This window comes from Bacteriovorax stolpii, from assembly GCF_002872415.1.
Taxonomy (GTDB): Bacteria; Bdellovibrionota; Bacteriovoracia; order Bacteriovoracales; family Bacteriovoracaceae; genus Bacteriovorax; species Bacteriovorax stolpii.
The window spans coordinates 890,624-913,779 of sequence record NZ_CP025704.1 but is presented as its reverse complement, the minus strand read 5'-3'; the positions used below and the strand labels follow the sequence as shown (position 1 = coordinate 913,779).

General features: G+C 35.9%; 21 protein-coding genes and 1 pseudogene. 17 read left to right on the top strand and 5 right to left on the bottom strand.

Going from position 1 to position 23,156, the window contains the following annotated elements; translation table 11 throughout:
* Positions 1 to 305: 305 nt before the first annotated feature.
* The 5 genes from C0V70_RS04330 (at position 306) to C0V70_RS04310 (ending at position 5,234) form a co-directional block, all read left to right on the top strand.
* Positions 306 to 1,037, top strand: coding sequence for an efflux RND transporter periplasmic adaptor subunit (locus tag C0V70_RS04330; RefSeq protein ID WP_158649559.1), 732 nt, complete (start codon positions 306 to 308; stop codon positions 1,035 to 1,037).
* Positions 1,034 to 2,281, top strand: a complete 1,248-nt coding sequence (locus C0V70_RS04325) for an ABC transporter permease (RefSeq protein ID WP_102242643.1) — start codon at positions 1,034 to 1,036, stop codon at positions 2,279 to 2,281. Before C0V70_RS04330 ends, C0V70_RS04325 begins: the two co-directional genes overlap by 4 nt.
* Positions 2,281 to 2,937, top strand: coding sequence for an ABC transporter ATP-binding protein (locus C0V70_RS04320; RefSeq protein WP_208107784.1), 657 nt, complete (start codon positions 2,281 to 2,283; stop codon positions 2,935 to 2,937). Before C0V70_RS04325 ends, C0V70_RS04320 begins: the two co-directional genes overlap by 1 nt.
* A 101-nt stretch (positions 2,938 to 3,038) precedes the next feature.
* Positions 3,039 to 3,668: a hypothetical protein gene (locus C0V70_RS04315; RefSeq protein WP_102242642.1), complete on the top strand. Its 630-nt coding sequence runs from the start codon at positions 3,039 to 3,041 to the stop codon at positions 3,666 to 3,668.
* 219 nt (positions 3,669 to 3,887) lie between these two features.
* Entirely contained in the window at positions 3,888 to 5,234 is a 1,347-nt protein-coding gene (locus tag C0V70_RS04310) for a hypothetical protein (protein ID WP_102242641.1), read from the top strand.
* A 24-nt stretch (positions 5,235 to 5,258) separates the two neighbouring features.
* Here the strand turns inward: C0V70_RS04310 and C0V70_RS04305 are convergent, their stop codons facing one another.
* Positions 5,259 to 6,395, bottom strand: a complete 1,137-nt coding sequence (locus tag C0V70_RS04305) for an FAD-dependent oxidoreductase (RefSeq protein ID WP_102242640.1) — start codon at positions 6,393 to 6,395, stop codon at positions 5,259 to 5,261.
* Between the two features lie 106 nt (positions 6,396 to 6,501).
* Between C0V70_RS04305 and C0V70_RS04300 the strand changes: the two genes are divergently transcribed.
* The gene (locus C0V70_RS04300; protein ID WP_102242639.1) at positions 6,502 to 7,065 is read left to right on the top strand and encodes a TetR/AcrR family transcriptional regulator; all 564 of its coding nucleotides are present in this window, start codon (positions 6,502 to 6,504) and stop codon (positions 7,063 to 7,065) included.
* Positions 7,066 to 7,076: 11 nt separating this feature from the next.
* On the opposite strand, the gene C0V70_RS04295 is transcribed toward C0V70_RS04300, so the two are convergent.
* The gene (locus C0V70_RS04295) at positions 7,077 to 7,685 is read right to left on the bottom strand and encodes a hypothetical protein (RefSeq protein ID WP_133566711.1); all 609 of its coding nucleotides are present in this window, start codon (positions 7,683 to 7,685) and stop codon (positions 7,077 to 7,079) included.
* Positions 7,686 to 7,914: 229 nt separating this feature from the next.
* Positions 7,915 to 8,028, bottom strand: a pseudogene (locus tag C0V70_RS19335) (YHYH domain-containing protein); the annotation flags it as partial.
* Positions 8,029 to 8,362: 334 nt separating this feature from the next.
* Between C0V70_RS19335 and C0V70_RS04285 the strand changes: the two are divergent.
* The 3 genes from C0V70_RS04285 to C0V70_RS04275 all read left to right on the top strand — a co-directional run bounded on the left by C0V70_RS04285 (position 8,363) and on the right by C0V70_RS04275 (position 10,541).
* Positions 8,363 to 9,277: a type I restriction endonuclease gene (locus C0V70_RS04285; protein WP_102242636.1), complete on the top strand. Its 915-nt coding sequence runs from the start codon at positions 8,363 to 8,365 to the stop codon at positions 9,275 to 9,277.
* A gap of 215 nt (positions 9,278 to 9,492) precedes the next feature.
* Positions 9,493 to 10,260 carry a helix-turn-helix domain-containing protein gene (locus tag C0V70_RS04280; protein WP_102242635.1) on the top strand — a complete coding sequence of 256 codons (768 nt, stop codon included), beginning with the start codon at positions 9,493 to 9,495 and terminating at the stop codon, positions 10,258 to 10,260.
* Positions 10,257 to 10,541, top strand: a complete 285-nt coding sequence (locus tag C0V70_RS04275; protein WP_102242634.1) for a hypothetical protein — start codon at positions 10,257 to 10,259, stop codon at positions 10,539 to 10,541. Before C0V70_RS04280 ends, C0V70_RS04275 begins: the two co-directional genes overlap by 4 nt.
* A gap of 26 nt (positions 10,542 to 10,567) precedes the next feature.
* Here C0V70_RS04275 and C0V70_RS04270 read toward each other — a convergent pair whose 3' ends face one another.
* Positions 10,568 to 11,287, bottom strand: coding sequence for a DUF6602 domain-containing protein (locus tag C0V70_RS04270; protein WP_102242633.1), 720 nt, complete (start codon positions 11,285 to 11,287; stop codon positions 10,568 to 10,570).
* Positions 11,281 to 12,039 (bottom strand): nucleotidyltransferase family protein, encoded by a 759-nt coding sequence (locus C0V70_RS04265; protein WP_102242632.1) that lies wholly within the window; start codon positions 12,037 to 12,039, stop codon positions 11,281 to 11,283. The genes C0V70_RS04270 and C0V70_RS04265 overlap by 7 nt, the downstream gene beginning before the upstream one ends.
* Before the next feature lie 174 nt (positions 12,040 to 12,213).
* Here C0V70_RS04265 and mads1 point away from each other — a divergent pair, with 174 nt between their 5' ends.
* Genes mads1 through C0V70_RS04225 form a run of 8 tightly spaced genes read left to right on the top strand, consistent with a single transcriptional unit; the run spans position 12,214 to position 23,146 of the window.
* Positions 12,214 to 12,408 (top strand): methylation-associated defense system helix-turn-helix domain-containing protein MAD1, encoded by a 195-nt coding sequence (mads1, locus tag C0V70_RS04260; RefSeq protein WP_102242631.1) that lies wholly within the window; start codon positions 12,214 to 12,216, stop codon positions 12,406 to 12,408.
* Positions 12,405 to 14,942, top strand: a complete 2,538-nt coding sequence (gene hsdR / locus C0V70_RS04255; RefSeq protein WP_102242630.1) for an EcoAI/FtnUII family type I restriction enzme subunit R — start codon at positions 12,405 to 12,407, stop codon at positions 14,940 to 14,942. Before mads1 ends, hsdR begins: the two co-directional genes overlap by 4 nt.
* A complete protein-coding gene (locus C0V70_RS04250) occupies positions 14,939 to 15,580 on the top strand; it encodes a hypothetical protein (RefSeq protein WP_102242629.1) in 642 nt (213 codons plus the stop codon). Before hsdR ends, C0V70_RS04250 begins: the two co-directional genes overlap by 4 nt.
* Positions 15,577 to 17,325, top strand: a complete 1,749-nt coding sequence (locus C0V70_RS04245; protein WP_102242628.1) for a restriction endonuclease subunit S — start codon at positions 15,577 to 15,579, stop codon at positions 17,323 to 17,325. Before C0V70_RS04250 ends, C0V70_RS04245 begins: the two co-directional genes overlap by 4 nt.
* Entirely contained in the window at positions 17,322 to 18,980 is a 1,659-nt protein-coding gene (locus C0V70_RS04240; RefSeq protein WP_102242627.1) for an AAA family ATPase, read from the top strand. The genes C0V70_RS04245 and C0V70_RS04240 overlap by 4 nt, the downstream gene beginning before the upstream one ends.
* The gene (locus C0V70_RS04235) at positions 18,977 to 19,858 is read left to right on the top strand and encodes an HNH endonuclease family protein (protein ID WP_102242626.1); all 882 of its coding nucleotides are present in this window, start codon (positions 18,977 to 18,979) and stop codon (positions 19,856 to 19,858) included. Before C0V70_RS04240 ends, C0V70_RS04235 begins: the two co-directional genes overlap by 4 nt.
* Before the next feature lie 11 nt (positions 19,859 to 19,869).
* Complete coding sequence (locus C0V70_RS04230) at positions 19,870 to 21,375, top strand: class I SAM-dependent DNA methyltransferase (RefSeq protein ID WP_102242625.1); 1,506 nt, start codon at positions 19,870 to 19,872, stop codon at positions 21,373 to 21,375.
* Positions 21,368 to 23,146 (top strand): hypothetical protein, encoded by a 1,779-nt coding sequence (locus C0V70_RS04225; RefSeq protein ID WP_102242624.1) that lies wholly within the window; start codon positions 21,368 to 21,370, stop codon positions 23,144 to 23,146. Before C0V70_RS04230 ends, C0V70_RS04225 begins: the two co-directional genes overlap by 8 nt.
* The last annotated feature ends 10 nt before the right edge of the window (positions 23,147 to 23,156 follow it).

The following is a 23,156-nucleotide window of genomic DNA, read 5'->3' as shown; positions in this document are numbered from 1 at the left end:
ACTTTTTAAATGATCGATTACATCTATGACCCATTAGGAAGAATCAAAATACCAGTAATCTCAGGCAATTAGCACATCTATTGCCCTTTAAGCGTTATATTTGAAGGCAAAAAAGACTCAACGATCTTGATTGAGCAAAGAATCCAGAGCTGCCATAAAAAATGGGAATGGGGGGCCTCTTACGCCGCACCTTAACATGCTCCAAAGACGATCATTTCTTGCAAGAAGAAAACATTAATCATAAAAATTCTCTTAAAAGTGTACTACTATGTTCTAAGCCTCTACTGGAAAGGATTTCAAAACGAATGAAAATAGTTATTACATTATGCCTCTCTCTCTTCATTGTCTCTTGTGCAAAAGAAACTATGGCCCCAACCAGAGGAGACATAGTCGAAGCTGTTTACGGCCTGGGAACAGTTAAATCCGAAGAAAATTTTTCGGCTAAAGTTGCTATCACCAGTTCAGTGGTTGAATATTATGTTAGTGAGGGGCAAGACATATCGAAGGGACAAAAACTTCTAAAGACAGATCAAGGTGCAGTCATCCACTCACCATTTAATGGAAGAGTCACCGATATCCCTTTTTCAATTAAAGAAAATATTTTTCCTCAAGCAACCATTTTATCTGTCGCCAATCTAAAAAAACTTTACCTAACGGTTTCATTAGAGCAGCAAGCAATCATGAGAATCCGACCAGGCCTTAACGCCGAAGTTAGCTTTGAGTTTTTTCGCAATAAAAAGCTACCAGGTAAAATCACTTCCATTTTTACGGCTTCGGATCAGTTCATTGCGAAAGTTGAGTTAGAAGAATGGCCGGATGGTGTTTTACCGGGAATGACGGCCGATGTGGCGATTGAAGTTGCCAGAAAAAAAGATGCGCTTTTAGTGCCGACATCTGCCATCATCAATGGAAACCTGATCATTAAGCGTGATGGGAAAAAAACAAAGCTCCCGGTAAAAATCGGATTAACCGATTTAGAAAAAACCGAAATCCTCTCTCCTCAACTTGAATTAAGTGATGAAGTCATTATCCCATGATGTTTTTAAGCCTAAAACACTTATTCAGCAGGAAAAAACAAAGCATCCTGATTCTGGTGGGGATCGTTATTGGTACGGCCGCGTACGTGGCCATTTCTGGGATGATGTTGGGATTTCAAACCAAGCTCATGGATCAACTTGTTAATAACGACGCCCATATTCGAATCTCGGCCAGAGAAGAACTTTTAACCAAAGAATCACTCAATAGCTTTAGCGAAGCTGCCCACGTCTTCTGGACTATTGCTCCTTCCGGGCGAAAGGACTCCGAAAAAATTGAGTACCCTATTGGATGGTTTAATAAATTAACCAATGACCCGGACGTCACCTTTTTTGTTCCTCAAGTTAATTTGAACGTTATTTTTAATCGCAATCGTGTCACTCAATCCGGCCGTTTGATAGGTTCTGATCCTATTAAGCAAGAGAAAATGAGCAACATTAAGCAGTACATGATTGCAGGAAAGTTTACTGATATTAGCAACTCGGGCAACCACATCGTTATTGGTAAAATTCTCTTGGAAAAATTAGGAAGTCGGTTGTCTGAAACAATTCTCATTTCATCGGGAAAGGGGGCGCCACAGCCTTTTAAAATTGTCGGTATCTTTGAGACTGGATCACGCAATATAGATGAAAGCACGGCCTTCTCCTCTTTAAGTGACTCGCAAAAGCTTAGAGGCACTCCAAGCGAGATTACAGACATTGCAGTAAAAATCCTAAACCCCGAAGAGGCTAAAGAAAAGGCCAACACCTGGAAGAGCTCTTCCAAAGAAAAAATCCTTTCCTGGCAAGAGTCTTCCGCCAGCATTTTATCTGTCTTTAAAACTCAAGACATCGTCAGAAACTCTATGACAATCTCAATTATTGTCGTCGCAAGCTTTGGTATCTACAACATCCTCTCGATCCTGGTCACACAAAAAAGAAGAGACGTCGCAATCTTGAGATCCATGGGGTTCACTCCTTCTGATATCGTCCAACTCTTTTTTAATCAAGGATTACTACTGGGGATTGTCGGTGGATTGATCGGATTAGTCTTAGGGGCCGTCATTTGTTGGTTAATGGGAAAAATCCAAATAGAGCCTGGAAGAATTGGCACAAGCTCAGGAAGGATGATCATTTCTTTTGATTACATGATTTATGTCAAGGCCTTCGCTATCGCCATTGGAGCAACTGTCTTCTCTTCTATATTGCCCGCGAGACTCGCTGGAAAACTAGAACCGATGGACATTATCAGGTCTGGGGGTCAATAGTGATAGAAGCTCATTCTATTTTTAAAAGATTCTCTTCTGAAAGCGAGCCCATAATTAAGGGAATCGACATTAGAATCAATGATGGTGACTTTGTTTCTATGATGGGAAGATCCGGCTCTGGAAAATCAACCCTTTTATACATTCTCTCGACACTCGATCGCAGCTTTGATGGGAGCGTTCTTTATGATGGTATTGACATCAAAAAGATGAACGCTGAAAAAATCCATGCCACAAGAAATAAAGACATTGGTTTTGTTTTTCAGTTTCATTACTTATTAAATGAGCTCACAGCTATTGAGAACATTCTTTTACCAGCAAGAAAGGCCAATCAATTAGACCAAAAAGAATCTTTTGCCAGAGAGCTTCTTGCGCATATTGGACTCTCTGATAAAGCTGAGCGCTTACCGGCCAATCTCTCAGGTGGAGAGCAACAAAGAGTGGCCATCGCGAGAGCTTTGATTATGCAGCCTAAATATCTATTTGCCGATGAGCCCACCGGGAATCTTGACAGCGCAAATGGAAAAGTGATCTTAGATTTGTTTGAAAGATTCAATAAAGATTACGGCACGACGATTGTGTACGTGACTCATGATAAAGAGTTTGGTGAGAGGGCAAAGAAAAAAATTCAGCTTATGGATGGAATTATTGTTAACTAGTTTGAAAGCTTGACTTTTCTACTCGGAAATACAATATGCCTACTGCTACAAAAAGCTTAAAGCGCTATCATAAATTATGTTTAAATATTTAATCCAATTCCATGACATTTAAGGCAATCACCAAGCTTTTAGGCGCTCTAATAATCATCATTGCGATAATTTTTTATCGTTATGGTAGATCCCGCTATGAGAAACTAGGTGAAACCACTTTCTTAAAAAATAAGATGGTAGAGATAAAGATAATTACACGCCATGAATATCTTCCTCTTCATTATTCAGGAGATGCCTATTCTATTGCTTGCAAGTCGGATCAAACTTCCAATTTTAAGGAGCAAAAATCTATTTTTGTGGAAGAGGGTTGGAGCACGATTCCTTCTTTAGCATTTAAATGTGATGTCGCAGACAGCATAAAGTGCGATCACCAGAAGTTGTCCGAGAAAGCTAAAAAATACATTAACGCCTTTGAGAATTCGACGGTTACATCAGTGACGGAAGATGGGGTCTACGTCTCTTTCAATGGTTGTCAGTCATTTGTTCACTGGAATACATCACTCATAAACAATGAATCCCCTAATTTGAAAATTTTTATATCGAATATTCAGGCCAGTGACAAAGGTACTATTTCTTTTTCCATCACACCAAAGACTTTAAAAAATGACTCGGTCTTATATGTAGAAAGCTTGGATTTTGGAAAAACCTGGAAAACGAAAACAGTAAAAACGGAATTTTAATAGGTCTTCTAATATGACGATTCTGAATAAAATTTTAAAAACAAAAAAAAATCTCTTTAATCAACTGTTAAAAAATTCTCAAATGCTAAAAGAGAATCTTTCGGGATCTCGGTTGTAATTTAGAACATATAACAAATAATACGTATAACGTCGTTTTCTTTTACATCTTGACCAGATGAAAGCTATTTATTTTTTTAATAAAAAGTCGATAAAAGTGGCATGTCACAAATTCTTTTAATCGAAAACGATGAATCTCTGCGATCAATTCTAAAGTTGAATCTCATAAAAAATTTGGGATGCGAAGTCGTGGAAAAAGATTCTTCTGAAGATGCCATATCTCTTCTGGATATTTTACCAAATATTGATCTCGTAATCTGCAGGGATCAAATCGACAATACTCAAGCAGCTTATGAGATTGCCCAATATTTAAAAAACAGCAAATCAGAAATCCCTTTGCTCATTATTGGAAAAAAGATTGGCCCTTATGAGAACTCTCAGGCAATTAGTACAGATCACTCTTGGGAAAACGTCATACAGTCTGCCGGAAAAATCATTGGGATGGAAGTTAACTTCCACACTTCCCGAGTCACTTCAGATTATATCCCCGTTGGTATTCATTACTTTTTAAACATCAATTCTACCAGTATGGGCTGCGATGTTTATATTCGGGTAAGAAATGGAGAAAACTATCAATATATCAAGAGACTACACTCAACAGATCAGTTTGAACGGGGCGACATTGAAAAGTATAAAGAGGCCGGGCTAAAAGAATTCTTTATCAGAAAAGAGCACTATCCTCATTTTGTAAATTACGTTACTGACCAGTTATTACTAAAGCTCGACTCCTCTTCGTTAAGTCAACCAGAGCGCATTTGCCTGAGCGCTGAATCTTATGAAATTACTCTCGAGCGCATCCACACTTTGGGCATTGATGTTTATACAATTGCCATTTTTGAAGAAAGTGTTAAGGCCATGGAATCTAGCCTTAAAGAAGATAATGCATTGTTAGATTTTCTACATTCGCTTAGGGCCAATAAGCATTCTTATGCCTACGCTCACACTTATCTTTCTAGTCTTATCCTGCACAAGCTTGTTGATAGCTTTGAATGGGAAACCCCTCAAATAAAAGAAAAATTAACTTATATTGCTTACTTCCATGACATCTCTTTAAGAGACAGTGAGCTGATGAAAATTCATTCAAATGCTGAGCTAGAAGACTCATCACTTTCTAGAAGTGACAAAAATCTTGTTTTAAACCATGCTCTTCAATCAGCAGAAATAATTGAACGTTTTCCCAAAATCCCACCTGGAGTTGGGACTATCTTAAAAGAACATCATGGTTCAAAAAATGGCATTGGTTTTCCAGAATCTCTCAGTATCGCGATAGCGCCTCTTAGCATGATGTTTATTGTTGTCGAAGATTTTGTGGATAGCTTTTTAAAAATTAAAGAAACTCCAACAAGAGATGATTTTGAATCTATCTTTGCTCAACTTCAAAACAAATACACCAAAGTCACCTATTCTCAGACTCTTTCGGCCTTAAAAAAGATGACTTTAGGAAGATAATTCTTTGGAAACTTGTTTGAGATTCTACTCCGGCAATTCAACAGCATATCCTAAAAACAAATTCACGACACTCTGGGGGGACTCATTATTAAAAAATAGTTTTGAATTTCGGTCAGACTCCTCAGCTGAATGAGCACTTCTTAAAAACATCTCTTTCTCAAAATCACTAAGGGCAGCTTCAATATTATCCAAATTCTTAACAATATGCTTTCCAAGCTCCGCCCCATCATAAAGAGCAAGGTTCGCCCCTTCTCCCGCAAAGGGAGACATTAAATGAGCAGCATCACCAATTAAGGTCACACCTGGTACACGTTCCCAGCTGATCCCCACAGGCAGAGCGTAAATCCCTCGAGGATGAGGTGTGGTTTTGCCCTCTAAAATAATTGCTTTTAGATCATTCGACCAATCTTCAAATTCATGAGCAATTTGCGCGTTTGCACTTTTAGAGTCAGATAAATCTATTTGCGAAATCCACTCCTGCGATTGATTAATGGCCACATAAGCATGAAATGTTCCATTTGTCTCTTTATGACCAAGAATTCCTCTTCCAGGGGCCAATGCCATAAGGGTTCCATTGCCAATGACATTCGCGATAGATTTGTGATTGTTATCGATGTCATAAAGGTAGAGCTCAATAAAAGATGTTCCGACATAAGCTGGAGCAACATCAGTGAGAAGTGATCTCACTTTCGACCACGCCCCATCAGCGCCAATGAGGAGATCACTGACAACAGTGGTTCCATTTGTGAAAGTGACTTCATGTTTTCCGTTTGAAAAAGATTTAACACTCGAGAGTTTATGTCCCCACTGGATAGACTCTTTTGGAAGAGAGTTAATCAGCATCTCGCGCAGCTCACCTCTATAAACTTCCGGGCGCGTGCCATGTCCCCTATCCTGGTCTTCATGAAGAATGTTGGCATCTTTATCCAAAATGCGATGAGCGTCTGCTCCAGGAATGATGAGCTTTAAGAATTCTTCATAAAGGTTGCAATCTTTAAGGGCCAATTGCCCGTTGTAGTCGTGTATGTCTAAAAGACCACCTGGAGAGCGCGCTCCTAATGAGCTTTCTGCTTCGTAGACTGTTGATTTGATTCCGTTGATTAAAAGGACTCGGGCCAGAGTCAAACCGCCAAGGCCTCCGCCGATGATAACTATATTCATTAATTCCTCCTGTGGAATTTAATATCTGAAGTTTATCACAAATCGGCTAAAAACTTAAGTGACTTAAATATTTAATTGAGTTAACATAACAAAAACGGAGACATAAATGGGATTAAGACAACTAAAAAAGCAGAAAACGAGAAAGGCCATATCTGACCTGGCAACGAAACTCTTTTTAGAAAGGGGCTATTATAATGTTACGACTGCTGAGATCGCGGAGCTGGCGGAAGTTTCTATTCCTACCCTCTTTAAGTACTTTCCGACGAAGGAAATGCTGGTTTTTGATGAGGACTTTGAGATTGAAGAGTGGCTGGTGGATTCGGTGAAAAATAGGAAGAAGGGACAAGGGATTCTTGATGCTCTTCTGAAGGCCTGGATTGAAAGAATTAGTGAGGTGCCGGCCAGTCATAGGAAGAATGCGAAGGCGTTTATGGCGTTGATTGAGGAGACGCCGGAGCTTTCGAGGTATGCGGGGCAGATGTGGATGAGGCATGAAAAGGTGCTCGCAGAGGTTATCAAAAAAGAAACCAAGGGAAAGTTTTCGAAGGTGCAAACTGAAGTGGTTGCGAGATTTGTGCTCGATGGATTTTATAGGGCGATGAAGGAAACTAAGCCCAAAGAAGTGCTGAAGGAAATATTTCAATTACTAAAAATCGGATGGAATGAGTAATTATCCTCTTTTTATTCAAACACACATTTTAAGTCTATATGGTTTAAATCTCCACCGAATATCATCTTAGGTATTGCAAAGATAGTACGGAAAGCTGAAGAAGCTCCACGTTTGTATTCTAATTTCTTAACTCTATTGATGTTCCCTTCTTCTAATTGAATTTCAAAACTGTCTCTTTCCCCAAAACGATCACCGTTAGAAAAAGATATTTTTTTAGCACTTGATTCAAAGCTGTAGCCATTTTTCTTTTGTTCTTCTGTTAAGCTATTTGCGACGAACTTTCTTTTATATTGATCCATTTTAATGACCTTCTCAGCTTCATTCATTTCATAAAGATACATTGTGTCTTCAACTCTTCCTAAGCCTTCTTTTTCTCCTATCACTTGAAAGCTAATTTCTCTTGTGACTTCTTGATTTTCTTTTCTTACCTCTTCAAGAATTAGGCTGCATTCTACTAGCTTCTTCCCATTAAGGGTTGCTTTCGTTGTTTTTGCGATAACCTCAGTTCGAACATCACCTTCATCTGAAGCAAGAAGACGGCCTTTTTCTTCATTAGAATTCATAGTTGAACATGAAGCAAAAAGCATCAAGCATGCTAGGGTTAGAATTGTGTTGTTCATGATGGCTTCCAAGGTTAAAACAAAAAACATCTGCTAAATATTAATCGGAATGCGCCTTTAAAACTTAAGTCGCTTGGGAGTGTCTGACACTAATGATCGGAATTATTTTTATATTCTATTTCTTAGTTACGTAATTTAACACATTGGAATTTTTATTTTCTTTATTTGATTTTTCCTTATTTACGCTCGCAGGGCCTCTTGTTGTCCTAGACTTAATCTCATCACTCTTCTTAGGATTATGACAATGATACACACCTGTACTATGATTGGTATGACAACCATAAGAGTCTGTCCCTCCAGAATGAGCAAATGAGTTGTGACTAAATACAGTTGCTGAGAACAAGAGTGTAGCAAAAAAACAGTTTAATTTTTTGATAAAAGTCTCCTTGTAAAGTAAATCAAATACAACTTTAAATCGAACTTTCCTTACTCTTAGTTTCTCATGATTAAGAAATCAGGCCGAAACAAATTTCAAAGAGAATAAAAAAATAGAAACTTAGTCAGGGCTAGGCCAAAAGTGTAGACATAAAAAGTTGTCAGGACTCAATTTGTCCAAAGACCTTAAGAACCTGATAAAACTAAAAAATAGCTATATTTTACTAATCTTGAACCGATTCTCTAATAGAATGATCCGAACAGTTTCTTACCCTCTTAAAGACATATTAGGAGTTTAATAAATGGCTAAAGAAAACAAGCAAGATCGTCTCGTGCGTTTAATGAAAGACAATGTAGCTGAACATATCATGGAGCTAAAGGCCCTTGAAGCGAATCCAAACTGTAAAGAGTTAGACATTGAACGCTGGGTACAAATGGTTCTTCGATCTTGTCTCGGCTATTCTGCAACAAACGGGTACTCTATCCTCGCTCAAGAGCAAAAAGGAAAGCATCGTCCAGATCTAGTTGTTTACAAGCAGGATAAGCCACTATTCGTTTTAGAGATTAAAAAATTAGGTTTTGATTTAAATAAATCGGACTTTAGATGTGGCAAGGTTCAGCTTCAGGAGTATCTTTTCTCTTTAGGGAAAATTCCTTATGGCTTTCTTTGCAATGGTTATGAGTGGAAGCTATATGATTTCAACAACCCAAATGGTATTATTGAGATCCTTTCTTTCGATCTGCGCAACGATGAAGATAAATTAGATACCTCTAAAAAATTCGTAGAAGATATCTGCTATGACTTTGTAGATATTCATGAGGCTTCCTATACGAACAAAGAATGGGCAGAGTTTGCAAAAGAAGCAACTGCTTTTTCTCCAGAATCGCTGTCACGAGCAATTTTATCGTCTAATGTAATTAAACTTATTTCTAAAGAAATTCGTGGAGAGCATGAATATAAAGTTTGTTCAGATGTTTTATTTCAGAAAGTTTATGATCTTTTAGCGAATGGCCTGGATGATTCTTTAAAGGATTTTAATGATGTTAAAAAGGCTGAGTTTCAGAAGTTTATTAAATCTCAGATGAAGGCATCGAGGAAAGGGAAAAAGAAATCTTCCTCGCAAAGCAATGAAGATTGTGCTCTCTCAAACATTTCACAATCTTCCAATGAGAACATTTCTATTCAAACACAACTAAAAGAAGATGAAGTCGCTTAACTTAACTAGAGAAGAGATATAGCTTACCTCGATCAATCGCAAAGTCACCCAATTAAAAGAAGGTCAACGATGAACGGTATTGAGAAATTCCACTTAGATTTGATTACTCGAAAAGAATTCAAATGCAACTACTGTCAATCACACTTAGGTTTTAATGACATTGAACACTATGATCACACTGACGGTGTTTCAATCGAAGGTTATCAAGAGCCTCAATGGGTTTCCTACAGATGCCAAAAAAAAACTGTATTCGGTCTATTAAAAAGTCATACCCAAATTTCTCTTCTGCTCAATTAGCCCAAAGAATGGGTCTATCTAGCTCTACGTTCAACAGAATTGAGAATAGAGAGATCAGAAAGCCAACTTTCGCTTACGCTTTAAAAATCGTTCGTGAAGCTTGCGGTGAAGAGAAAGTTCAAACATTCATTAAGAATCACTATCCAGAAATGTATAAGGATTTTGAGACTACTTACCCAGGAAACGCGGACGCTGAGTTTGTTCCTGTCGAAGCTGAAAGCTTTTTTCAAGATGCGAATACTTACGAAATCATGGTCATGGCCACTACAACTAATGGCTTAACGCGAAAAAACGTTGGTGCTGAGTTTGGTAATCGCGGTCTTCAAACTCTTGATAAGTTAATAGAAAAAGGTGTTCTGAAAGAAGAACACGGCAAATTTACACTAGGCACAAAGGTAAACGCCGGACAAGAAACTGTTAAAAAGTTACTTCAAAATTTGATTAATACAAGCTACGATTTGTCCCTATTTGGGACGCATAAAAATTGGCTTTCTTTGCAATATGAATCTGTTAATAGCGACGTTGTAATTCCAAAAATTCGCAATGTTTACATTAACGCTAACAAGGAAATCAGAGAAATTTTAAATGCCCCTGAGAATGCCGGAAATGACGTTGTTTGGGCCGGTTTAGTAATGGATTCATTACTGAAAAAAGACAAACAAAATACTGATGGGATAATACAATGAAAAATTTAATCATGTTTGGAATGCTCACAATTTCGACATCAGTATTCGCTAATACTTTAAAGTTCAATATTGAAGAAATCGATTCTATTTCCCTAAAAGACAAAACAGTTATTGTTGAAGATTTAAGAGATGGTTTCGAGTCTATTAATGGCGTTAATGTGTCTGAAGATTTCGTTACAATTGAACCTTCAGCTAATCTAAAACTTCAATTCCGTTCTGGAATGAAAATAAATACTCGTGCTATGGCCATCAAGAAAGGTGGCGATATGGGCGGGGGTTGATCTCTAACTCTACGTTCTTTAATTTATCATTCTAAATTAGAAAGATACTTTTTAATATCCATTGCTGGTGTAGTACCAATAGTCTGTAAGAGTTGAAGAAAGTTAAAGAAAAATATTAAGAGAGCATCTTTTTGGGGTGATATTTGAACCTCCTCTTCATTAAGGCAAATACTACCAACCTTTAGACAGCATGAAATATTTAATTTTTCATTTTTCTTCAATTTTAGAAAATGTTTTTTTATATTTTCTTTTGACGATGATAATGATGCCCAAGAATTTTTTGTGCATAATAAACCGGCGATTATTTCAAAGTGTGCTTTGGGTTCAACTAATTTTCCTGCATTATTTATTTTTACACTTGTTCGCTTTAGCTTTCTGACAGAACTAGCTTTTTTCCCAGCATATTCAATATGATTTTTAGAAATATCCTGCTTAACCTCGAAGACAGCATACACACTTTCAGCAGGGACAAATTTTATCCCATTTTTATTAAGTAGAAATGGTGAGTAAAAAGCATCATAAATAACAATATCTATAGCATCACTGATTAGACCTTCACTATCAACAACGAAAGCCCTATCTGCCATATATCGCCTAGGTAGATAACATTTAAATAATTCAAGCCAATTTATTTCTGTAAAATCGCCTAGCGTTGGTGCATGTCCAATTTTAAGAACACCTAACGAAGATAGCATTTCATCTTGAAGCCCTTGAAATAAACTTTGAACATTAATTTTTTTTACCATACCACATGACTCCAAGTTCTACTTTGCAAGCTCGTGTATGCTTGATTCCTTAGTCTAATTTTTTCAGATTGATTTAAATCATTTGATAAAATGTTATTTGTATTAGAAGGATCTTGAATAAATTTAGTTTCGACAGTTGTAAAAATATCTGTTAATACCTTTGCAAAATTTGCTGCCAAATTATTTTGAAGGTGTCCTCTAAGCGAATCGATAACAAATAATTCTAAAAATATTGAAGGCCATTCCAATTGATGATTCTCTCTCCAAATCTTAGCTAATTTAATTTCATTAATTCTCTGTGAGCCTCTAACTATATTAATATGCTGTTGAATATTTGTTTGAGTCCATGAATCAGTTTTATTTTTATAAACTGAGTGATAATTAGTATTTCCAGAATGTTTTTTCCCTGGTGTTAAATCAATTTTTTGCCCTTGCCAAGTTACTCCTATTGATACATTTTGCTTCCGTATAGATATGTCACTATAGCCACTCAGTTTATTAAATAATGAATTAAATATTTGCGACAATGAATCTGGGGTGGAAGTTGAAAGAGAGATAAAAAAATCAAAGTCAGACGAACAGCTAACTTCTGTACCCTTTGCAGTTGATCCAGAAAAATCAAAGTCTAATAAATGCAAACCGGCCCATTGTTGAATAACAGGTTTAAAGGTATTAAAAGCTAAATTCTTAGCAGAATTATTGACTTGATATTTATTTAAAACATCATATAAATACAATTCTTCACGACTCATTTTAAATTTGCACTTTATTCAAGAAGCCAATTTTAATAAAAATAACGCACCTTGAACAAGTTTCTCCTTTCACATTAATTCATATTTATTATTAGTTATTGCTTGTCATATGTCAAAAAACACCTCATAATTTTGAATACTTACATTCTTTTCGAAATTATCACGGAGTAGATAATGAATCTGGAAATCACGGATAGATGGCTATCTGTTCAAGAAATTGCTCATTACTTGGGAATCTCAAAGGAAACGATCTATCGTTGGATTGATTCAAAGAAAATTCCTGCTCATAAAATTGGAAAGCAGTGGAAATTTAAAACACAAGAAGTTGATCAATGGATTCTCACTGGAGAAGCCGAGGACAAGCAATGAGCAGAAACGAGGCTAAAACCAGAAAAGAGCTTATAGATCCAAAACTGAAAGAATCAGGCTGGATGAATCACGACTGGCAAGTTGACCCCGAGTACAAAATTACAGCAGGTCGAATTCACTTTGATGGAAAATCAGCAAGCAGAGCCAAACCTGTTTATGCTGACTATCTTTTACGTTTCAGTTCATCTCTAGCTATCGCAGTTGTTGAAGCGAAGGCCGAAGAGAAACACTACCTTGAAGGTGAAAAGCAAGCAAAAGAATATGCTCAAAAATTGGGTCTCTGGTTTTCTTATTCAACTAATGGGCATGAAATTGAATTTTATAATCTTAAGGCTGGTACACAAACCAAGATTGATCGCTTTCACACTCCAGCAGAACTCTGGGAATTATACCTAAAAGAATCTGGTCTTGATAAAGCACCAGAAAAACAAAAGGCTCTCACACACGAATACTACGATGAATCTGCTATTGGTCAGAGAAGAAAGCCTCGCTACTATCAAGAAAAGGCAGTAACGAAGGCCATTGAAGCTGTTGTTCATGGTAAGAAACGTGTTCTCATCACAATGGCCACTGGAACAGGAAAAACATTTACTTCTATCCAGCTCGTTTACAAACTTTGGAAAGCAAAACAAGTTAAGAAAATACTTTTTATCGTAGATAGAAACCTTCTCGCAGATCAAGCTTTTGCTGATTTTGATGGAGCAATGGATAAAGATGCTTGCTATCGTTTGAAGCCAGATGAAAAAAGCTGGCCTCTAGGTCGTGATCTTTATTTTGGAATTTATCAAAGTCTTGTTGGAATTGATGACGATGAAGAAGCTGGAAAAAAAGAAAAAATTGATCGTTTTAAGGAATTTCCACCTGATTATTTTGATTTAATAGTAATAGATGAGGCTCACCGAGGAGCTAGAAGACCTAGTAATTACGATTCAACAAAAACTAAAGACGAACAAGAAAGTTCTTGGTTTAAGTTACTTAACTACTTCAATTCAGCTATTCAAGTAGGTCTTACTGCAACTCCTAAACGTGATGAATCAAACGATACTTACGCTCACTTTGGTGAGCCAGTTGTGGTTTACTCTCTCAAAGATGGTATTCAAGACGGTTATCTAGCTCCTTACATTATAAAGCGAGTTACTTCAAACATTGATGCTCTTGGATACCGCCCTGATAGTTCAAATATAGTTGATGTGAGAGGGAAACAGCTTGAGATCAAAGATTATTTGACTCCAGATTTTGAAAGACAGCTTTCAATCCCTCAGCGTACTCGTGCTTTTGCGTATCATTTACTTCGTCACTTGTTTTCAACTGACCCGCTTGGGAAGACCCTTATATTTTGTCTTAACCAAGAACACGCTCTTGATATGGCAAAATATTGTCGAGAGGCTTTTGAACAGTATAAAAAGAAATATGGCCTAAATGATTACAAAGGTGACTACGCTGTAAGAATCACTGGAGACGATAAGGACAATGATGGCAAATATGCTGACCTAGAAAAATTTAAAAACCTAGATTCATATCAACCAGTCATTGTTACAACTTCAAAACTTTTAACAACTGGTGTGGATGTTAAAAATATCAAGAACGTCGTCATTTTTAGAAATATCGGCTCAATGGTTGAGTTTAAACAAATCATTGGACGTGGGACTCGAACTTACGAGCCTCAAGATCGAGCAAAAGAAAAGCTAGGTTTCTTTATTCTTGAATACGCTAACTACTCAACTCAACTCTTTAATGATCCTGAGTGGGATGATGAAGCACAAGATTTTGTTGATGAAGGGACACTTGTAGTTGATGAGCCTGAAACTGAGGAAACTGAAATTTCTGAAACTACAGTTCCAATCACAACAAAAGAAGCCGAGGAAGAAGGTGTTGATACTGCTTCGGGCCTTTATATTGAACCAGAACCTGAAATTGTCGATAACATCAAATATCGGATGTCTGAAGACTTCCTTTCTGGAAGAATTGTTATGGCCGCTGAGTCTATATCTCTTACTGGGCCAGATGGAAAACCGATGAGTGCTGATGAGTTTACTCTATATCAGTCAAATATCTTGAAAGACCAATTCAACAGCATTACAGAATTAAATACGGTTTGGAAGAACCAACAAACACGAAAAGAGTTTCAAGAATCTGTAACTGACCTTGGAATCAATCTCGATGCACTAACAAATATCTTTTTTGAAAAACATAAAATCAGAAGTGTTGATACTTTAGATGTTCTTGCAAACCTATTATTTGGTGAAAACTATCTCACAAAAGAAGAAAGAATTTCAAAAGCGAAACAACTCAATCCTACAGCGTTTAATTTCAGAAATGAGAAACAGAATGAGTTTGTTTTAGATTTGATGAGTCTCTATTTAGATATGGAATACCAACCGCTAAATTTTTCAAAAGAGTTTTGGCAAATTCCACAAATGAAAAAATATGGTGAATTCCAAGGAATCAAAGAGATTTTTGGAGATACTGAAGGTATTAAGCAATTTGTTGATGGAATCCAACATGCGCTCTATGACGAGAGGATTGTTGCATGAAGGACCAAGAGAAGAAAAGAATGAACGACAGTGAATATTTAAACATTATGACTTATGGGAAACCAACAGGAACAATCAATGTCGTTCCTCACCCTGAAGACATCATAGATGTTGATCCGTTTGTCATTGCAACCATGAAGGCTCGTATTAATAATGAGAGTCTTGAAAATGTTTATGACCTCAGCGACAGAGCTTTTGATGAAATTGCTCTTATGCGAGAAAAAAACAAACTCAAAAAAATTTTCGGATCGAAAGCTCAACTTCAAGATGCTTTTTCAAGCATTAAATCTATAAAGTTGGCACAAGAAGAAATGAATTTTGAAGAAGTGGATCGAGAACTTCTTTCTCAATACTCTTTTTCAATTTCACGAGAAAAGAATGTTGATGAATATGACTTCTATCGTTCATTTCTTTTTAACGAGAGCCTTCTTTTTAAATCAGAAAGAGGAATTAACATGGGGAGGCAACATCCATTTACTATTCTGCTTGAGGATTACAGAATGATTCATTTTGAACCAATCAAAATCACTAAAGAGGCTATTCAAATGAGTATATCGCTTCAGTCACTTTTTAAAGATAGAAAACTAGCTTTAGTTTTTGATGAGTTTTTAACAGCATTTTATAAGGTAAATCCATGAGTGAGTTAAGTATTCCTGATAGTTGGTCAGAGCTAGAAATGACTAAGCTTTGCGAAGTTCAAAATGGTCAAACGCCCAAAGGATTGCCAGAGAAACTTATTGAAGGAAATGTTCCTTTTATTAAAGTTTCTGACATGAATTCGAAGGGAAATGAAGTTGAGATTTGTAAAACGCCAATACAGCTTGGAGTGGGAAGTATTGAAAAATTTAAAATAAAAATAATTGATAAGCCTTCAATTATATTTCCTAAAAATGGAGGTGCACTTCTTACTAATAAGAAACGCAAACTCTTAATAACCGGAGCAATTGATACAAATATCATGTGTCTTATTCCGCCCATTGAGATTTATGATTATTTTTGGAATTGGTTTAAGACTGTAGATTTTAAACAGTTTGCTTCTGGTAGTGCAGTTCCAAAAATAAGTTTGAATGATATAAAAGATATTTATGTTCCTATTCCTCCTCTGGGAGAGCAAAAACGTATAGTTAAAAAGACTGAGTTATGTTTTGAAATAATTAATTCTATTGAAGTTAATTTAAATAGAGCTGAAGCACTTATAGAAAAATATCGTGAATCTCTTCTTGCAAAAGCCTTTCGTGGCGAACTTGTCCCTCAAGATCCAAATGATGAGCCTGCGAGTGAATTAATCAAATCGATTATCGTAGAAAGATCAAAAACCAAGAATAATGCAAAATTGAAAGAGACTGAGGAAGAGACTGAAGCTGAAGATTTAGATCAACCTTTCAATATCCCAAATTCTTGGTTATCATTAAATTTTGCAGATCTTGTATATCTTCGTGCAAGAATCGGTTGGAAAGGATTAAAGGCAGAAGAATATACTAAAACTGGGCCAAGATTTTTATCAGTAAGAGAATTTAAGCCTGATGGTAATATTGATTATGAATCATCTGCACATATTTCACAGGCACGTTTTGATGAGTCACCTGAAATTATGCTCAAAGAAAATGATGTTTTATTGTGCAAAGATGGAAGTACAATAGGCAAAGTTACGATTGTTAAAAATCTCAAAGAACCGACTACTGTAAATTCATCAATTGCTGTAATGACACCATTCAAAGGTGTGAGTGCAGATTACCTATTTTATTATTTAAAAGCCCCACTTTTTCAAACTTTAGTTCAGTCACGGATTCAAGGGGCTGCAATTCCGCACATATTCCAAAAAGACTTAAGAGCATTATTTATTCCATTACCTCCATCAAAAGAACAAGAAAGAATTGCAAAAAAACTTGATGTAATGTTTGAGGCAATCAACTCATTAAAAAATCAAATCGAGATTAAAAGAGAAACTATAACTAAGCTCAAAGAGGCAATTTTATTTAAAGCCTTTGAGGGTCGATTGGTTGAGCAGATTCCATCTGAGGGAACTGGACATGAATTACTAGAGAGAATTTTAAAAGAGAAACAATCCCAAGAAGCGAATAAAGCCAAAACAAAAACAACTAAGACTAAAGAGCCTGTTAAAAAGCCGCAAACGACATCAATTTCTAATCATAGAGAAAAGGTAGTTACACTTATGGATATTATCGAATACTTTAAAAAGAACCCTGAGGGCGAGATCACATCAGATCTTCTGACAGAGCTTGGCTATCATTCTAATCATGACTCTGTTGAAAAATTTTATATCGAAATTAGAGAGCTTATCAATTCAAAGAAATTGATTTTAAGAGATATTCAAGAAAATGGACTAAAAGTTGGTAGCAGCTATAGGTACAGAACTAAATGAAGATTGATAAAGTATGGATTAACGATTTTAAGAATCTCAAGGATATAAAAGTAGATTTCAGCGAAAATAATTTCGTGAATGTTATCCTCGGTTGGAATGGAACAGGAAAATCAAATTTGCTAGAAGCACTTGTGTTGATTTTTAGAAATATCGATTTAAACAAAAAATCTGACTTTGATTTTGAAATTGATTATTTTTGTAATGGAAAAAAAGTCCGAATAAGAGGTAATAAAGAATTACAGGGAACAAAAAGTTACAATTTTTTTGAACTTCAAAAGGAAAATTCCCTAAGCCTCAGCTTGTCCCAATTCAAAGATCAAGAATTGTTACCAGAATATGTCTTTGGATACTACTCTGGCCCGAGTGATCGACTCTCATCGCACTTTCAAGAACATCAAAAAAGATTTTATGATGCTTTGCTTAGAGGTGATGAAAAGGCTCTTCGCCCATTTTTTTATGCAAGGCCAATTCATAGTCAGTTTGTCTTATTATCTTTTTTTATCACAAATGATGCTAAGGTTAATAAATTTTTAAAAGATACGATGGGCATTGAGGGTCTAGATTCAGTTCTATTTGTCTTAAACAAGCCTAACTGGAATAGTTCTGGCGGAGATGAGCGATTTTGGAATTCAAGAGGTGTTGTCCAAAAATTTTTATCTCATCTAATGACCGTAAGTATTGCACCATTAAAGCTTTCGAGAAGAGACAAAGTTGATTTTAGAAAAAGTGAAATGAAAGAATTTCTTTACCTGTATGTAAAGGATATAGATTCTCTACAACAATTAAAAGAATTAGCCGTCAAAGGTACGAAGGACAAGGGCGAAGCTTCTCGTGATTTTTTTAAATTACTAGAGAGCACCTACATCTCAGAGCTTCTTGATGAAGTGAGAATCCGTGTAAAAATTAAAAATAGTGACCAATCACTAACTTTTAGAGAATTAAGTGAAGGAGAACAGCAACTTCTCACAGTCTTAGGCTTATTACGTTTTACGGGCAACAAAAATTCACTTTTTCTACTTGATGAGCCAGACACTCATATCAATCCATCATGGAGTATTGATTATATTGAACATTTAAAGAGTATAGGTGGTCTTGAAGAATTTTTAGAGACAGAAAAAAATAAAAAGCAAAAGCGAAGTCAAAGCCAGATTATTATGGCCACCCATAACCCTCTTGTAATCGCTAATCTAAAGAAAGAACAAGTCCACATTCTAAACAGAGATAATGATCGACAAAAGATTAGTGTTTCGATTCCTGAGACTGACCCTAGAGGGCTTGGAGTTTCTGGAATTTTAACCAGTGATATGTTTGGCTTAAGAAGCGAACTCGACGTTTCAACTCAGAGTTTAATTAATGAGCAGGCAAGGTTGATCACTAAAGATAAATTGACAGTCAAAGATAAACAGCGACTTGAAAAACTAAATACAGAAATGAACCTACTTGGGTTTATGAGTACACATAGCAATCCATTATACGAGAAGTTTCTTAAGGCATACATGAAACTACAGGGAGAGACTGAAACTAGTATGCGAGTCATTTCAAAAAGTGAACAAGTAGAAAGTCTTAATGTCGCGAAAAGGATTGTCTCCACATTAAAAAAATCAACAAAGAAAAAGACTGCAAAGAAGAATACTTCGAAGAAAAAGGTTAAATGAAATTTATAAGTCAGCAAAAACTTGAGTTAGACATACCCACAACATGGCTTGCAAAAGTTGAACAAGTTATCGGCGATTTTGATCTTGCTGAATTAAGTGCAAGGGAGTTTGCGAGGCTTGAAAAATTATCGACAGCTGAACTGGATCAAATCCTAGATAAAGCTAGAAAGCATATAATATCAGAAAATAGTTCACTATGGTCAGAACTCAAAGATATTTTATCACAGCAAAGTAATCATAAGTGCTGGTATTGTGAATCTTTGGAACTACGTTCTGACAATCCAGTTGACCATTTTAGACCAAAAAACAAAGTGGCTGAGGCTAAAAAGCATACTGGTTATTGGTGGCTTGCCTTTGATTGGAAAAATTATCGTTTTTCATGTACGTATTGTAATTCACGTCGAGTATTTACTGATACAGATGGTGGAAAGCAAGATCATTTCCCATTATTTGAACCTCCAAAGAGAGCGGGACTTCCAGGCGAAGAGTCTCAAGAAATTGTGGTATTGCTTGACCCATGTAACTGTGATGATGTTAGAAAAATAACATATAATATCGAAGGCTCACCGATACCAGTATCCTCCAATTCAAAATCTAGAGATTTTGAGAGAGCGCAAAAATCAATAAACCTTTACCACCTTGACCATTCTCTTACTTGCCGTGCAAGAAAACAAATACGCATTGATATTGATTTCATGGTGAAGGAAGTTAATGAATTTTTGAAAGAAGGCAAAACTGGGAAAGCCAGCAACGTTAAAGAAAAAATAATCAACCTTATTCGTACAGATAGTGAAAAACCATTTTCGACTTCTGCAAGAGCATATCTTCGCAGGCATATTGGAACAAGATGGGTAAAAGAATTACTAGAGAATAATTAAAGAGGTATAAAATGACTAGAAGTGAGCTAACCAATATTATTAACAAATGCTGTGATATTTTAAGGACTGATGACGGAATCAGTGGAGCTGTTCATTATACAGAAGTGCTCTCATGGCTACTTTATCTAAAATTCTTTGATGACCAAGAGAAAATTCGTAAAGAAATGATGGAGGTCGAAGGAGAAAGATATACTCCATTACTTGAAAAAGAGTATCGTTGGGAAACGTGGACTTCTGACAAAAATGGGTTAACGGGGAAAGAGCTTTTACACTTTATCAACGCGGATGTGATAAACCCCGAAGAAAAAGTTAAAGATAAACAAAAAGCAGGGCTTTTTAAATATCTTTCTTCTCTTAAAGGAAATAAAGAGGGTGACCCTAGAGATATTATATCAGCAATTTTTTCGAACTCTACTAATAGAGTGAATAGTGGCTATATCCTAAAAGATATTATTAAGGAAATTCAAAAAATTCATTTCGACATTAGTGACGAAGTATTTACATTGTCTCATGTATACGAAAATCTCCTCAAGGAAATGCAAGAAGGTGGAGGAAATAATGGCGAGTTTTATACTCCACGCTCTCTTGTTCGAGCTATGGTAAAACTTTTAAATCCTAAAATTGGTGAAACGATTTACGACCCAGCTTGTGGTACAGGTGGATTCCTGGCCGAAGCACACTATCAAATGAAAGATCAGGCTAAAACGCCTGAAAAAAGAAAGGTTTTAAACTATAAAACTTTTTATGGTCAAGAAAAGACTCCACTTCCTTTTGTTCTATGTTTAATGAATCTTACTCTTCACGGAATGGATTATCCTCGAATAGCTAAAGGGAATACGCTTCAGAGGAACATCAGAGACATTGAAGACCATGAGAAACGTGATGTAATTCTGGCCAACCCTCCATTTGGCGGTAAAGAGCAAACAATGATTCAAAGCAACTTTCCAATTGAATCAAATGCAACAGAAATTTTATTCCTTCAGCATATAGAGAAAATGCTTAAGGTTAATGGTCGTGCTGCGGTAATTATACCTGAAGGTGTTTTATTTCAAACAAATGCAGCTTATATGAACTTAAAAAAGAAATTACTTGAGGAGTGTAATCTACATACTGTTGTGAGTTTACCTGCTGGTGTGTTTCTTCCGTACTCTGCCGTTAAAACATCTATTATTTTCTTTGATAAAACGAAAAGAACTAAAGACGTTTGGTTTTATGAGCTTCCTTTAATTGATGGCAAAAAACTAACTAAGAAGAATGGAATTACGGACAAGCATTTTGAAGAACTATTGAAAGCCTTTAAAGATCGCAAAGAAAGTGAGCGTAGCTGGCTAGTTCCTGTTGAAAAAATTCTTGAGGCTCAAACCAACTTATCAGCCTCTCATTATAATCCACAAGGTGTTGAGTCTGAAGAACTTTTAGAGCCAGAGCAGTATGCAGAAGAGATCAAAGAATTACTGCAAAGCTCATTAGTTAACATAAATGACCTACTTAAAGAATTAGGAGCAAGTGGTGGGTAAAAAGATTTCTCGTGAAAAAGATTCAATTTCCTGCGAGTCAATACAACAACGACTTCAAACGTCTTTAGCAAATGGAAGCGTGAACTTTATTACTGAACTACTAGCTATAGAGCACATGCTCCCATATCAAGATAAAAACTTTATTGATTCTACAACCTCATTTTTGAATGAAAAAAACTTAGATTTATTTCAGTTTACCACTCAAGCTATTATATTAGGACAAGATGTTTTTCGAGTAGCTCATATAGTAGTCCAGATCTTTCCCCGACTTATTAAAATTGATCCGATTTCTCTCTTGGAATTTTTAAAAGTATATGATGAAAAAACTAAAAACGATTTGATGAGTGGTCAACTCTTCGAGCCAATCAGAAAGCGATCATCTATTAATATAGACTGGGCATTAAGTCTTGAAAAATCTATTTTGGAGAATTTAGATAAAAGATTTTATACCTATCTTCTCTCTCTATATCTTGGACTTTCCGATTCAGACTTTAACTTTGGGTACAGCAAAATAAAAATCGCATATACGTCACAAGCAAAAGAACTAAAAGCTATTGGACTAAGAGGGATCGGTCTATTAGTTAACTTGCCTGATGAAGTAAAAAGAGAATCTGTTAATGCTCTTATTCTTAATGCTAATGATAACGATGAAGCAGTAGCCGTAAATGCAGCATTCTCATTATCTCGTCTACACGAAGAAGATTCTGCATTAAATGATAAGAGAATTGAACTATCGAAAAATTCACCACCAGCTGTTCGTTTTGAAATTTTGCGACAAATTCAATTTAAACAAGGACAGCTGAGCTCAACCGATATTGAAATTATTAAGAATCTTTGTACCTATGATTTAAATTTAAAAGGCATTACCGATTCTTTAGACAGTATTGTTTATTTCCTTGTGACTAAGGGGCAAACAGACATAGCAAGAGAAATTCTAACGACATGGGTGTCTTCTCACTCTTTAGAAGAACATCAGCAATATAATTTTTCTGAGCAATTCGACTCTTCCATTTTTGAAATACTTAGGAATAAAGACTTAATAAATATGATAGTAACAGAATGGTTTAATGCTGATGACTTCCGATACCATCATGTTCTTCAAGAAATCATTTCATATATGGGGGTTCACGGAGTAAAGTCACTGCGATTTAATTTAGATATTTTAAAAACGTTTGATGACATTGATTTTCTTTATATTGTCAGAAAAGTTTTAGGATTTACCCATGATTTTGATCTTTCAATTTCATTAATACTTTCAATTTTAGATTATAACTTAATATCAAAAAAAATAGCAAGAATAGTATCCTCTGTTCTTATTGAGCATATTGGTGAAAACTATTTAGCCAAAACACTTGATCGCTTGAATTTAGAAATTAAAAATACCACATCAAACACAGAAAAATATAATGCTCTCAATGTCGCAATAATTGAGCTTCAAAAAAGAAGTGAACAACGATCAGCTCTTTCAGATTGTGTAGAGTTAAGGCCAAATGCTGACCATCAAGCTGAATTAAATAAAGCATTTCAAAAAAGTATGGCTGTATCAATGCGAGAAGCTCAGAAAAAATCTGTTTTCCAAAGCTTACTCACTCACGTTGCAATTAAATCGGGGTTATCAACATTCTCATTTTTTAATGGAGAATACAGAGAACCAACTAAAATGGGATCCTTTTCTCACGGAGTTGAATTGCCCAAAAAAGATGTTCTTGATGAGGTAGGTGCTTCGTTTGAGAGATCGGGCTTCAGGCTTGCCAAAAGAGGTGAATCATGAGGCTCTTGAT

Excerpts from the sequence above, each read along its gene's own strand:
- C0V70_RS04330 (WP_158649559.1), top strand. The coding sequence starts at position 306 with ATGAAAATAGTTATTACATTATGCCTCTCTCTCTTCATTGTCTCTTGT.
- C0V70_RS04325 (WP_102242643.1), top strand. The coding sequence starts at position 1,034 with ATGATGTTTTTAAGCCTAAAACACTTATTCAGCAGGAAAAAACAAAGC.
- C0V70_RS04315 (WP_102242642.1), top strand. The coding sequence starts at position 3,039 with ATGACATTTAAGGCAATCACCAAGCTTTTAGGCGCTCTAATAATCATC.
- C0V70_RS04310 (WP_102242641.1), top strand. The coding sequence starts at position 3,888 with ATGTCACAAATTCTTTTAATCGAAAACGATGAATCTCTGCGATCAATT.
- C0V70_RS04305 (WP_102242640.1), bottom strand. The coding sequence starts at position 6,395 with ATGAATATAGTTATCATCGGCGGAGGCCTTGGCGGTTTGACTCTGGCC.
- C0V70_RS04300 (WP_102242639.1), top strand. The coding sequence starts at position 6,502 with ATGGGATTAAGACAACTAAAAAAGCAGAAAACGAGAAAGGCCATATCT.
- C0V70_RS04295 (WP_133566711.1), bottom strand. The coding sequence starts at position 7,685 with ATGAACAACACAATTCTAACCCTAGCATGCTTGATGCTTTTTGCTTCA.
- C0V70_RS04285 (WP_102242636.1), top strand. The coding sequence starts at position 8,363 with ATGGCTAAAGAAAACAAGCAAGATCGTCTCGTGCGTTTAATGAAAGAC.
- C0V70_RS04280 (WP_102242635.1), top strand. The coding sequence starts at position 9,493 with ATGGGTTTCCTACAGATGCCAAAAAAAAACTGTATTCGGTCTATTAAA.
- C0V70_RS04275 (WP_102242634.1), top strand. The coding sequence starts at position 10,257 with ATGAAAAATTTAATCATGTTTGGAATGCTCACAATTTCGACATCAGTA.
- C0V70_RS04270 (WP_102242633.1), bottom strand. The coding sequence starts at position 11,287 with ATGGTAAAAAAAATTAATGTTCAAAGTTTATTTCAAGGGCTTCAAGAT.
- C0V70_RS04265 (WP_102242632.1), bottom strand. The coding sequence starts at position 12,039 with ATGAGTCGTGAAGAATTGTATTTATATGATGTTTTAAATAAATATCAA.
- mads1 (WP_102242631.1), top strand. The coding sequence starts at position 12,214 with ATGAATCTGGAAATCACGGATAGATGGCTATCTGTTCAAGAAATTGCT.
- hsdR (WP_102242630.1), top strand. The coding sequence starts at position 12,405 with ATGAGCAGAAACGAGGCTAAAACCAGAAAAGAGCTTATAGATCCAAAA.
- C0V70_RS04250 (WP_102242629.1), top strand. The coding sequence starts at position 14,939 with ATGAAGGACCAAGAGAAGAAAAGAATGAACGACAGTGAATATTTAAAC.
- C0V70_RS04245 (WP_102242628.1), top strand. The coding sequence starts at position 15,577 with ATGAGTGAGTTAAGTATTCCTGATAGTTGGTCAGAGCTAGAAATGACT.
- C0V70_RS04240 (WP_102242627.1), top strand. The coding sequence starts at position 17,322 with ATGAAGATTGATAAAGTATGGATTAACGATTTTAAGAATCTCAAGGAT.
- C0V70_RS04235 (WP_102242626.1), top strand. The coding sequence starts at position 18,977 with ATGAAATTTATAAGTCAGCAAAAACTTGAGTTAGACATACCCACAACA.
- C0V70_RS04230 (WP_102242625.1), top strand. The coding sequence starts at position 19,870 with ATGACTAGAAGTGAGCTAACCAATATTATTAACAAATGCTGTGATATT.